Source organism: Pseudomonas sp. GW460-LB5, from assembly GCF_059423245.1.
The window spans coordinates 157,052-169,371 of sequence record NZ_JBWKXT010000002.1 but is presented as its reverse complement, the minus strand read 5'-3'; the positions used below and the strand labels follow the sequence as shown (position 1 = coordinate 169,371).

11 protein-coding genes are annotated in these 12,320 nt (G+C 64.0%); 10 read left to right on the top strand and 1 reads right to left on the bottom strand.

Annotated elements, in window-relative coordinates:
* The gene (locus tag AC07XM_RS02810; RefSeq protein ID WP_016486205.1) at positions 1 to 888 is read right to left on the bottom strand and encodes a LysR substrate-binding domain-containing protein; all 888 of its coding nucleotides are present in this window, start codon (positions 886 to 888) and stop codon (positions 1 to 3) included.
* A 95-nt stretch (positions 889 to 983) separates the two neighbouring features.
* On the opposite strand from AC07XM_RS02810, the gene AC07XM_RS02805 reads away from it, so the two are divergent.
* The 10 genes from AC07XM_RS02805 to AC07XM_RS02760 all read left to right on the top strand — a co-directional run bounded on the left by AC07XM_RS02805 (position 984) and on the right by AC07XM_RS02760 (position 12,205).
* The gene (locus AC07XM_RS02805; RefSeq protein ID WP_102688849.1) at positions 984 to 2,426 is read left to right on the top strand and encodes an aldehyde dehydrogenase family protein; all 1,443 of its coding nucleotides are present in this window, start codon (positions 984 to 986) and stop codon (positions 2,424 to 2,426) included.
* A gap of 13 nt (positions 2,427 to 2,439) precedes the next feature.
* Positions 2,440 to 3,426 carry a dipeptidase gene (locus tag AC07XM_RS02800; protein ID WP_016486203.1) on the top strand — a complete coding sequence of 329 codons (987 nt, stop codon included), beginning with the start codon at positions 2,440 to 2,442 and terminating at the stop codon, positions 3,424 to 3,426.
* A 55-nt stretch (positions 3,427 to 3,481) separates the two neighbouring features.
* Positions 3,482 to 5,032, top strand: coding sequence for a BCCT family transporter (locus tag AC07XM_RS02795; protein ID WP_102688848.1), 1,551 nt, complete (start codon positions 3,482 to 3,484; stop codon positions 5,030 to 5,032).
* A gap of 26 nt (positions 5,033 to 5,058) precedes the next feature.
* Positions 5,059 to 6,753, top strand: a complete 1,695-nt coding sequence (locus AC07XM_RS02790; RefSeq protein ID WP_102688847.1) for a hypothetical protein — start codon at positions 5,059 to 5,061, stop codon at positions 6,751 to 6,753.
* A 2-nt stretch (positions 6,754 to 6,755) separates the two neighbouring features.
* Positions 6,756 to 7,451 (top strand): DUF3726 domain-containing protein, encoded by a 696-nt coding sequence (locus tag AC07XM_RS02785; RefSeq protein ID WP_016486200.1) that lies wholly within the window; start codon positions 6,756 to 6,758, stop codon positions 7,449 to 7,451.
* A gap of 28 nt (positions 7,452 to 7,479) precedes the next feature.
* A complete protein-coding gene (locus AC07XM_RS02780; protein WP_102688846.1) occupies positions 7,480 to 7,851 on the top strand; it encodes a RidA family protein in 372 nt (123 codons plus the stop codon).
* Between the two features lie 418 nt (positions 7,852 to 8,269).
* Positions 8,270 to 9,679, top strand: a complete 1,410-nt coding sequence (locus AC07XM_RS02775) for a circularly permuted type 2 ATP-grasp protein (RefSeq protein ID WP_016486198.1) — start codon at positions 8,270 to 8,272, stop codon at positions 9,677 to 9,679.
* 3 nt (positions 9,680 to 9,682) lie between these two features.
* Complete coding sequence (locus AC07XM_RS02770) at positions 9,683 to 10,633, top strand: alpha-E domain-containing protein (protein ID WP_016486197.1); 951 nt, start codon at positions 9,683 to 9,685, stop codon at positions 10,631 to 10,633.
* On the top strand, positions 10,630 to 11,409 hold the full coding sequence (locus AC07XM_RS02765; RefSeq protein ID WP_023049127.1) for a transglutaminase family protein: 780 nt from the start codon (positions 10,630 to 10,632) through the stop codon (positions 11,407 to 11,409). Before AC07XM_RS02770 ends, AC07XM_RS02765 begins: the two co-directional genes overlap by 4 nt.
* A gap of 73 nt (positions 11,410 to 11,482) precedes the next feature.
* A complete protein-coding gene (locus AC07XM_RS02760) occupies positions 11,483 to 12,205 on the top strand; it encodes a proteasome-type protease (RefSeq protein ID WP_016486195.1) in 723 nt (240 codons plus the stop codon).
* The last annotated feature ends 115 nt before the right edge of the window (positions 12,206 to 12,320 follow it).

Below are 12,320 nucleotides of genomic sequence, written 5' to 3'. Positions count from 1 at the left end.
TCAGCCGGCTTGGGCCAGCTGCACCTGCAGAAACGCCATCAATGCCCCTGCCGCAGGTGACAAGCTGCGCCCCTTGCGGGTGAGCATGCCGATATGCCGCTCGACCTTGGGCTCCACAAGCGGTACGAACGCCAGCTTTTCGTTCTCCTGCGGAAAGGCGAGGTACGGCAGCGTGCTGATCCCCACCCCCTCCTCCAGCATGGCGATCAACGAAATCATGTTGGAAATGAACAGCCGGCTGTGCGTCAGCAACCCCTCGGCCTCGGTGCCGGCCAGCAGTTGCGAGGTGCCATTGCGAATCATCGGCTCGCCCTGCAACTGCGCCCAGTGCAGGGCATCACCCGCCTGCGCCAACGGGTGGTCACTGCGGCACACGACGCCCACCTGATCATTCACGATCGGGGCGAATTCGAGCTGCTCATCGTCCACCCACAGGCTGCTGATGCCGAAATCCACCTGACCTTGGGCCAGCAACTGCTGCACACGTTCGGCCGTGCCATCCTGGATGCTGACCTGTACGTTCGGGTGCGCGGCCACGAAGCGGGCCAGCGGCCCTGGCAGCATGCGGCTGGCCACTGAAGGCACGGTGGCGATGCTGACCTGGCCGATTTCATGCCGGGCAAGCAGCGTGGCTTCACGGGCAATGCGGTCATGGTGCTCGATCAAGCCGCGAAACAACGGCAGGCAATGCTCGCCGAATGGCGTCAGCTCTACCCGCCCCCCACCCTTCTCGACCAGTGCCTGCCCCAGCTTTTGCTCCAGCTCACGCACGGCCAGGGATATCGCCGGCTGGGTGCGAAAGGCCTGTCGGGCGGCCGCATGGAAGCTCTTGAGTTCAGCGACCAGTACGAAGTAGCGCAACTGGGCGATCTTCAGCTCGGGCAACATGGTTAGCATTCCTTATCAAAGCATTTTTTTTATTAATTTTTATTTGCTGCATATTGCTCTCATCATGAATGCCATGCAAACAGAGGCGTTCATCCATGTCACACAAGCCCTACAACAACTACATTGATGGCCAGTGGTGCGAAGGCCAAACCACCCTGGGAAACTACAGCCCCTCGGACACCGGCGACCTGATCGGCCAGTACCAGCAGGCCAGCGCCGAACAGGTCCGCCAGGCCATCCAGGCCGCCCGTGCCGCACAGCCCCTGTGGGCCGCCAGCGGCCTGGAAGCTCGCCAGCAAGTGCTGATGGCCATCGGCGATGAACTGATTGCGCGCAAGCAGGAGCTCGGCGAGCTGCTCTCGCGAGAAGAAGGCAAGCCCCTGGCCGAAGGCATCGGCGAGGTCAACCGCAGCGGCCAGTTCTTCCATTACTACGCCGCCGAAGTACTGCGCCAGATGGGCGAGACCGCCGCCTCGGTGCGCGCCGGGATCGACATCGAAGTGCATCGCGAACCGGTGGGTGTGGTGGGCATCATTACCCCGTGGAACTTCCCCATGGCCACCGCCGCCTGGAAAATCGCCCCGGCCCTGGCCTTCGGCAACGCCGTGGTGTTCAAGCCGGCCAACCTGGTGCCGGCCAGCGCCTGGGCACTCACCGAGATCATCAGCCGCCAGAGCCTGCCCAGCGGCACCTTCAACCTGGTGATGGGCAGCGGCGCCGACGTCGGCGAGGCGCTGGTGCAGTCCGCTGACATCGATGCCCTGACGTTCACCGGTTCGCTGCAGACTGGCCGGCGCGTGGCGGTCGCCACCGCAGGTAACCTGGTGCGCTGCCAGCTGGAAATGGGCAGCAAGAATGCCTTGGTGGTCATGGATGACGCCGACCTCGGACTGGCCGTGGAATGCGCCCTCAACGGCGCCTTCTTCGGCACCGGGCAGAAGTGCACCGCGTCTTCACGGCTGATCGTGTGCGACGCCATCCACGACCGTTTCGTCGAGGCCCTGCGCCAGCGCATGCGCCAGCTCAAGGTCGGCCATGCCCTGGAGGCCGGCGTGCAGATCGGCCCGGTTGCCGACGCGCGCCAGCTGGAACAGAACCTGGCCTACCTGCAGCTGGCGCAGGCCGAAGGCGCCACCCTGATCGAAGGTGGCGAACGCCTGCAACTGGAGAGCGACGGCTACTACATGCGCCCGGCGCTGTTCATCGACAGCCGCAACGACATGCGCATCAACCGCGAGGAGGTGTTCGGCCCCATCGCCTGCGTGATCCGCGTACGTGACTTCGAAGAGGCGCTGGCCACGCTCAACGACACCGAATACGGCCTTACCGCCGGCATCATCACCCAGTCGCTGCGCCACGCCAGCCACTTCAAGCGCCGTGCCCAGACCGGCTGCGTGATGGTCAATCTCCCGACCGCCGGTACCGACTACCACGTGCCGTTCGGCGGCCGCAAAGCTTCGAGTTTCGGCCCACGGGAGCAGGGCCAGTACGCCCGTGACTTCTACACCGTGGTCAAGACCACCTACCTGCGGCCCTGAAGGAGTACACGCCATGCATGACCTTTTGATGATCGACGGCCTGCAGTACTCCAACTGGAGCCCGGAAATTTTCCAGCAGATGCAGGCCGGTGGCCTGAGTGCGGTACACGCCACCATCGCCTACCACGAAAACGCCCGCGAAACCCTGTCACGCCTGGGTGAATGGAACCGCCGCTTCGAGACCTGGCCCGAGCTGATCCGCCCGGTGCGCACGGCCAGCGACATCCGCCTGGCGCACGAGGAAGGCCGGGTGGGGATTTTCTTCGGTTTCCAGAACTGCTCGCCGATCGAGGACGACATCGCCCTGGTGGAGGTCTTCCGCCAGCTCGGGGTGTTTGTCATGCAACTGACCTACAACAACCAGAGCCTGCTGGCCAGCGGCTGCTATGAGCGCGAAGACAACGGCATCAGCCGCTTTGGCCGCCAGGTGATCGCCGAAATGAACCGGGTCGGCATGCTCATCGACATGTCCCACAGCGCCGAGCGCAGCACCCTGGAGGCGATCGAGCTGTCCAGCCGACCGGTGATCATCTCCCACGCCAACCCGGCCAGCTTCCACGCCGCCAAACGCAACAAGTCCGATGCGGTGCTGCGCGGGATCGCAGCATCAGGTGGGCTGCTGGGCTTCAGCACCTACCCGTTCCACCTCAAGGGTGCTTCGCAGTGCAGCCTGGAAAGCTTCTGCGACATGGTCGCGCGCACCGCCGACCTGATGGGCGTGGCGCATATCGGCATCGGCACCGACTTGTGCCAGGCGCAACCGCTGGCCGTGCTGGAATGGATGCGCAACGGCCGCTGGAGCAAGGACAAGGACTACGGCGAAGGCTCCAAGGACAACGCCAACTGGCCGGCGCCCTTGCAGTGGTTCCGCGACAGCCGCGATTTCGGCAACATCGCCCAGGGCCTGCGCGCCCGTGGCTTTGCCGAACAGGACGTGGCCAACATCATGGGGCTGAACTGGTTGCGCCTGCTGGAAACCGCCACCACGGCACAGGCCTGAGCCCCTTGCACGGACAGCATCAACAATAACAACAATCGCAGGTTCCGGAGGCTTCATGAAAAACCCAACCACCCTGCAGGCTGAAGGCCAGGCCATGGGCCTGCCAATGGCACGCGACATCGACTGGCCATTGTTCCTGATCAGCGGCGGCTTCCTCGGCGCCTTCCTGCTGGCGGCGCTGATCGACATCGACAGCGTGTCGGCGCTGGTCAACACGCTGTTCGCCTGGTCGACCAGGTTCTTTGGCCTCTACTGGCAAGTGCTGATGCTGGCAACCTTCGCCGTCAGCCTGTTCATCGGCTTTTCCAGAAGCGGGCGCGTACGCCTGGGCGGCGTTACCCAACGCCCCGACATCAGCACCTTCAACTGGATCGCCGTCATCATGTGCGCCCTGCTGGCAGGTGGCGGCGCCTTCTGGGCCGCTGCCGAACCCTTGATGCACTTTGCCAGCCCGCCGCCCTTCTTCGCCGGCCTGCAACCGCACAGCGAAGCTGCAGCGACCGCGGCACTGGCGCAATCGTTCGTGCACTGGGGCTTTCTGGCCTGGGCCGTGCTGGGCAGCCTGCTGGCGATCGTGCTGATGCACCTGCACTACGACAAAGGCCTGCCGCTGGCGCCGCGCACCCTGCTTTACCCGCTGTTCGGCGAGCGGGCGCTCAAAGGCCCGATCGGCACCCTGGCCGACGCCAGCTCGATCATCGCCGTGGTGGCCGGCACCATCGGCCCGATCGGCTTTCTCGGCCTGCAGATCAGCAGCGCCATGCATGCGGTGTGGGGCTTGCCTAACGATATCGTCACCCAGTCGCTGACCATTGTGCTGGTCACGGCCATGTACACCGTCTCGTGCCTGGTGGGCCTCAAAGGCATCCGCTTTGTCAGCGAGATCAACGTCTGGCTGATGATCGGCCTGGCGCTGTTCATGGTGGTGTTCGGGCCGACGCTGTTCATCCTCGGCGGTTTCCCGGCGGCCTTTGCCCTGCATGTGGAACACTTCCTGTTGATGGCAATGTTCCGCGCCGACCCCAAGTGGCTGGACTGGTGGACGGTGTTCTACTGGGGCTGGTTCATCGGCTACGCGCCTATGGTGGCACTGTACGTCGCGCGGATCTCGCGCGGCCGCACCATTCGCGAGATCATCATGACACTGTCGATCATCGCGCCGCTGGTGACCATGTTCTGGTTCACCGTGGTCGGCGGCACCGGTATCGGCCTGGAGCTGCAAACGCCAGGCATCGTCACCGCCCATGGCGCCCAGCCCGAAGACCTGCTGCTGGGGGTGACGCAGAACCTGCCACTGGGAGGCCTGATCAGCGCGTTGTTCCTGTTCCTGAGCTTCATCTCGGTGGCCACCAATGGCGACGCCATGGCCTTCACCGTGGCGCTGGCGATGTCCAGCAACGATAAACCCAAGAAATGGCTGTGCGGTTTCTGGGCCATCGGCATGGGCCTGGCGGCGGTGGTACTGATCACCATCGGCGCAGGCGGTGTGACGGCCCTGCAGTCCTTCATTGTCATTACCGCAGTGCCGGTGTCGCTGGTGATCCTGCCAGCGTTGTGGGATGCAGTGCGCATCGCCCGGCACATGGCCCGCGAACAAGGCGTCTGAACATGATCCATCCAGGTACAACAACAATGGCCGCCAACGTGCCTGCAATACCGGTGTTGCGCCCTGCCAGCCAGGTCATGGATCTGGCCCGGCTGGGCAGCCACTTCCAGAGCCCGCTGAGCTTCGTGCGCAGCAGCATGCGCCGGATGATGCAGCAGCACTGGCGCATCCAGCGCTGTTGCTTCGACCTTGACGGCCAAGGCTTCGGCACCGCGATCTACCGCATCGACACGCCGAATGGCCATTACCACTGCGTGATCTTCTCGGCCTACCTGCCGCCAGAAAAGCGCAGCGACCGGGTGATCGCCGACCAGTGGGACGTCACCTTCGTGATGGTCAATGGCGATGTCGATGCGGCGCAACTGGCCGACCTGCAGCGCAACGTGCCGCTGCAGGAGGCTGGCCGCTTCGATGCCCGCGTGCTGGTGCTGTCACGGGCCAACCGTAGCTTGCGCAATTTCGACCGGTTTCTGACGGCGCTGGCGCAAGGCCGCCAGCCCGACCCACAGCAACTGGCTGAAGTCGGCTACCTGTATCGCACCACTGCGGTTTACGGCAACGGCAAGTTCGGCATCGCCGACTTTGGCTGCCTGCAAGACAACCCGGACTTCAACCAGCCGTTCAGCGCGCAGATGTTCACGGTCTACCTGTTGCGCCACTTCAGCATCGAGCAGATCAACCACATGGCCCAGGCACTCGACCCACAGCGGGCAGTGCAACTGGCGCCGGCCCTGCAACGCTACCTGGGGGTCGGCAACGCGACCGGGCTGGGCATGGCACCGTTCCTGATCAACCACCCGCAACTGGTGGAACGCTGGATCCACACGCGGGAAACGGCACTGGCCGTGGTGTTGGCGCAGGCGGCCGAACCTGACCAGCTGGCGCGCCTGCAGGGCTTGCTGGCGCGGGCCCGCGTGCACGTGATCCAGACTCAGACCGAAGACCAGCGCCAGCAGGAGCAAAACCGGCAAACCGTGACCGAGCTTGCGTTGGTGGCCACCTGGCTAGACGCGCAAGCCGCCGGCGAGGGCCTTTGGCCGCGTTTGCAGGCCTGGGCGCAGGCGCACACCGGGGTGGGCTGCCAGGAGCTGCTGGCAAGCTTGCTGCTGGAGCTGTACCCGGCGCAGGTCACGCCCCTGGCCGAGCACATGGGTGTCAACGAAAGCTGGCAGCTGGATGCCCAAATGCCCCTTGAGCAACTGCGCCAGCTGATAGAGCAGCAGTACGGCTGGGCGCTGGGCTACGACTTCGGTGCGGTGGATGCCGAGCACTTCTTCTGGTACCGCTCGGCCGAAAAAGAGGAGCCGCGCCTGGGCATGCGCGCCGAGGAACCGGGGGCCGACAAAGAAATGCAGCTGGGCATTGCCCGCAATCTCCAGCAGTGCCATGCCGCGCTGCTGCAACACCTGCTGCTAGAGCCTCAGGCATTGACCGCGCACTTCCTGATCGCGCAACCGGCGTTCAAAGGCACAGTGCGCCGCCTGCAAGGCATGGCACAGACTGCCTACGGTGAAATCCGCGCCAACCTGTTGGCCCGGGACATGCTGCCGATTCACCTGTTGCGCTGCAAACTGGCGTTTTTCGGCGCGGGCAAGTTCGACCCCAAGTCCAGCCGCTGGGTACGTATTACCCTGTTCCAAGGCGCACCGTTGGTGAGTGACATCGGCCAGCCGTTCGCAGACGACTGGAATTTTGCGGTCATGCCGCAAGGGGAGCTTTGACCATGCGCGTATCGCTAAACGAAATACAGGTGATGTGCCGCAAGGCATTCGAAGGCATGGGCTTTGCCGCTGGCGACTGCGAGGATGCCGCCGAGCTGGTGGGCTGGCTGCAACTGCAGGGTCTGGATGGCGTCGGTGCGCTGGAAAAAGCCCTGCTCTACCTGCAAGCCGAAGCTGCCCAGCCGTACACCCTGTGCCATGAGGATAGCGCCCTGCTGGTAATCGACGCCAAAGGCCAGAGCGTGCTGCGCTGCGCTGCGACAGTGGTGGAGCTGGCGGCAGCCAAGGCCATGCGCCGTGGTCAGGCCGAACTGCGCATCCGGCACTGCCACAACCGCTTGCTGCTGCTGGGGTACCTAAGCCGGGCAGCGGTGCTGGGGCTGCACGTGCAAGCCCGCTGGGAGGACGCCCGTCAGTGCCACATGGCCGACTTTACCGCCGGCGTCCAGCGCCCGGACCTGCGCAGCGAAGGCCGGCCCGGCGCCATGGATGCGGCCGAGCAAAGCGTCACGGTGCTGTTCAGCCGGCCTGGCCAGACCGCACCGGCGTGCGCCCCTGCGCAGAGCACCTTGCAGCAAGGCTTTACAGTCAACGAACGCACCTGGCAACGGCTCAAGCAGCTGGCCGAAAACATCCTCGTCGAAAGCACCGATACCTCGCGCCGCCATGGCGCAGGCGGCGGCAGCGATGCTGACTGAAGCGGTTAAACACTCAGGAAACCACCCCATGAAAACTGCAATCAAGACCGAGCTGTTCGCCTCCAGAGCCCCTCTGGAATGGGCAGTGGTGGGCAATGGCACGCTCTACACCGCCCAGATACCCATCGATGCACAGGGGCAAGTCGTGGAAGGCGGCATCGAGGCGCAGGCCCGCCAGACACTGGAGAACCTGCGCCATACCCTGGAAGCCGCCGGTAGCTCGCTGGATGCCGTGACCCAGGTGCTGATCTACGTGACCGACCGTAAATACCTGGCTACCGTCAACAGCCTGTATACCGACTATTTCCAGGCCCCCTACCCTAACCGCGCGGCGATCGTGGTGGCAGGGTTGGCCCGCGAAGAAATGCTGGTGGAACTGGTGGTTTACGCCTGCCTTTGAGGGCGTTGAGGTTTTCAGCGTCTGTACGATCGAGCGCCGCGCGGGCGGCGCTCGATATACGCATCACATACACCCCAAGACATGCACCCGGAACACTTCCTTTTTTCCCCGCCAGGCACCGGCCCGTGCCCCATCTCGGTTCAATACCCTCTCCCTGATCAAAACCGCCCTTTTTTGATGCATCGGCCAGAGCCCCCCGACAGCGCCGGTCCGCAATGCCCCTCGCATTTCCCGCATTCCCGGCACTGCCAAGCGTTTTCGGCACTGTCATTGCAAAGGCTGTTTGTGCGCAAGGCACAGGCAATCAAACGCAACAGAGGCTCACACGAGACACAGCGCCCATCAACCAGCAAGGCCACACCCAGAAGACCGCTAGAGAAACGCAATGAGCTGCCGGCGACGGCGGCAAGGAGTGGGTATGTCCCGGGCTTTTTTCAATGAAATGTACGAAGCGAACGGCAGTTGCCGCCCGCATTACCAGGAGTTCGCCCGCTGGCTGGCCAACACCCCGCTGGAGCTGCTGGAACAGCGCCGGCGCGAGGCCGACCTGCTGTTTCACCGTGCAGGTATCACCTTCACTTTGTATGGCGATAGCCAGGACACCGAGCGCCTGATCCCCTTCGATATCATCCCGCGCAGCATCCGCGCCAGCGAGTGGCGCACGGTCGAGCGTGGCTGTATCCAGCGAGTGCAGGCCCTTAACCTGTTCCTGCAGGACATCTACCACGACCAGCGCATCCTCAAGGCCGGCATCATCCCGCCTGAGCAGGTACTGGCCAACGAGGGCTACCAGATCGCCATGCAGGGCCTGGACCTGCACCGTGGGCTGTATGCCCATATCGCCGGTGTCGACCTGGTGCGTGACGGCGATGGCAGCTACTTCGTGCTGGAAGACAACCTGCGGACCCCCAGCGGCGTCAGCTACATGCTCGAAGACCGCAAGATGATGATGCGCCTGTTCCCCGAACTGTTTGCCGCCCAGCGTATCGCGCCCATCGACCACTACCCCAACCTGCTGCTGGACACGCTCAAGAGCGCCAGCCCGCTGGACAACCCCACTGCCGTGCTGCTCACCCCCGGCCGTTTCAACAGCGCCTACTTCGAGCATGCGTTCCTGGCCCGGGAAATGGGCATCGAGCTGGTCGAAGGTGCAGACCTGTTCGTGCGTGACGAGCATGTCTACATGCGCACCACGGCCGGCCCCCAGCAGGTGGACGTGATCTACCGCCGGCTGGACGACGACTACCTCGACCCGCTGTCCTTTAACCCTGACTCGACGCTGGGCGTACCGGGCCTTATCTCGGTTTACCGCGCCGGCAATGTGGTGCTGGCCAACGCCGTCGGCACGGGCGTGGCCGACGACAAGTCGATCTACCCGTATGTGGACGACATGATCCGTTTCTACCTGAGCGAAGAGCCGATCCTCAACAACGTGCCGACCTGGCAGTGCCGCAAACCCGCAGACCTGTCCCATGTGCTGGCCCACCTGCCCGAGCTGGTGGTCAAGGAAACCCAGGGCTCCGGCGGCTATGGCATGTTGGTGGGGCCAGCATCGACCAGCGCCCAGATCGAGGATTTCCGCGCGCGGATCAAAGCCCGCCCGCACGCCTATATCGCGCAACCCACCTTGTGCCTGTCGACCTGCCCCACCTTCGTCGACAGCGGCATCGCGCCGCGCCACATCGACCTGCGCCCGTTCGTGCTGTCGGGCAGCGAAACCCGCCTGGTGCCCGGCGGGCTGACCCGCGTGGCCTTGCAGGAAGGCTCGCTGGTGGTCAACTCGTCGCAGGGCGGCGGCACCAAGGACACCTGGGTGGTGGAGGACTGAACCATGCTTTCGCGAACCGCTTCCGACCTGTACTGGATGTCCCGCTACCTGGAACGTGCAGAAAACCTCGCGCGCATGCTTGAGGTCAGTTATTCGCTGTCACTGATGCCCCAGGCCGGGCGTAGCGACGGCCATGCCGAGCTGGCGATGTCGCTGCTCGCTTCTGGCACGCTGGACGACTACATCCGCCGCCACACCGAGCTCGACACCGAGCGCATGCTGCACTTCTTCGCCCTGGATGCGACCAACCCCAGCAGCATCTATTGCTGCCTGCAGGCCGCCAGGACCAACGCCCATGCGGTGCGTGGCCGGATCACCGCCGACATGTGGGAGAACATCAACGCCACCTGGATCGAAATGCGCAACATCGCCAGCAATGGGCTTGGCCGCTACGGCATCAGCCAGTTCTGCGACTGGGTCAAGGAACGCTCGCACCTGTTCCGCGGCGCGACATCCGGCACCATCATGCGCAACGACGCCTACAGCTTCATTCGCCTGGGCACCTTCCTGGAGCGCGCGGACAACACCCTGCGCCTGCTCGATGCGCGCTACGAAATGTTCGGCGAGGCCTCCGAAGAGGTCAGCGACAGCTCCGCCCGCGGCTACTACCAGTGGAGCGCCTTGCTGCGCGCGCTGACCTCGTACGAAGCCTTCAACGAGCTTTACCGCGCCGCGCCCAGTGCCCGGCCGGTGTCCGAGCTGCTGTTGCTGAGGGTGGACGTGCCGCGTTCACTGCATGCCTGCATCGAGGAGCTGGACCTGATCCTGGCCGGCCTGCCGGGCAGCAGCGGCCGCGCCGCCCAACGCATGGCCGCCGAGCTGAACGCGCGCCTGCGCTACACCGCCATCGACGAAATACTCGACGCAGGCCTCCACCCTTGGCTGAGCGACTTCATCGGCCGCATCAACCAGTTGGGCCAGGCCGTCCATCACTCCTACCTGGAGGTCGTATGAAACTGTCCATCCGCCACGACACCACCTACAGCTACGCCAGCGATGTGAGCAACAGCATTCAGTTTCTGCGCCTGACCCCGCGTAGCAGTGAACGCCAGCGCATCAATGATTGGCAACTGGACCTGCCTTGCAAGGTCAGGAGCCAGATCGACCCCTATGGCAACATCCTGCATGTACTGACCCTGGACAAACCCCATGGTCACCTGGCGCTGACTGCCCGCGGCCAGGTCGAGATCGACCCGGACTGCGAACACGAAGCCGAACAGCAGTCTCCCCTGCCCTTCCTGCGCGGCAGCCACCTGACCCAGGCCGATGGCGCGCTCATCGCATTTGCCGCCAGGCAATGCGGCAGCCACCGCGACCGGGCAGCGCTGATCGGGCTGATGCAAGGCCTGGCCGAGCACATGCCCTACAGCCCTGGGGCGACTTCGGTGGGCACCACGGCCATCGAAGCATTCAGCGGTGGCGCCGGTGTGTGCCAGGATCACACCCACGCCTTCCTGGCCTGCGCCCGCAGCCTTGGGGTACCGGCACGCTATGTGTCTGGTTACCTGTGCACCGAGGACGAACAGCACCTGGCCAGCCATGCCTGGGCCGAAGCCTGGGTTGACCAGGCCTGGTACAGCTTCGACATCACCAACCGCCTGACACGCCCAGAACGTCACCTGAAACTGGCAGTGGGCCTGGACTACCTGGACGCCTGCCCGGTCAGGGGCGTACGCCGCGGCGGTGGCGCCGAAGCGATGCAGGCCAGCGTCCACGTGCACCGCCAGTGACGGGTTTGCTGCAGGCCGATCTTGCCGCGCGTTTGAGGCAAGATCACCCCACACGCAACACAAGGGAAACCCCATGACTTACTGTGTCGCCATGCACCTGGAGGACGGGCTTGTCTTCATCAGCGACTCACGCACCAATGCCGGCATCGACCAGATCTCCACCTTTGCCAAATTGTTCATCTTCAGCGTACCGGGCGAGCGGCTGATCGTGCTGCAGACCGCCGGCAACCTGGCAACCTCGCAATCGGTGGTGAACCTGCTGCGCCAGCGCACCCAAGGCAGCGGCCCCCACCTGCAGAACGTTGCCACGCTGTACGATGCAACGGTGCTGGTTGCCGACACCCTGCGTGAAGTGGTCAGCCGAGACCGCAGCAAGCTGACGGCCGACATCGACCTGAGCAGCTCATTCATTGTCGGCGGCCAGATAGCCGGTGGGCCCATGGCCATCTACAACGTCTACGCGCAAGGCAACTTCTTCCAGGCCACGCCGGATACGCCGTTCCTGCAGCTGGGTGAAAGCAAGTACGGCAGGCCAATACTGGACCGTAACCTGGATTACCGCACGCCGCTTGATGAAGCGCTGCGCTGCGGCCTGATTTCGTTCGACTCCACCATCCGCAGCAACCTGTCGGTGGGCATGCCGCTGGACTTGCTGGTGTACCGCACTAACAGCCTGGAAAGCATGACGCCCAAGCGCATTACCAGCGACGATGCCTATTACCAGCAGATTCGCAGGCAGTGGAGTGACGGTCTGAAAAACCTGCTGGCCGAACTGCCAGCGCCGCCTTATGGCTGAATGAGCAAACTGTTCAGATCCTCTGGTGCCTGTACCGGCCTCTTCGCGGGCTCGCCCGCCCCCACAGGATCATCACAATCTTGAATATTTGCACAGTACCTGTGGGAGCGGGCAA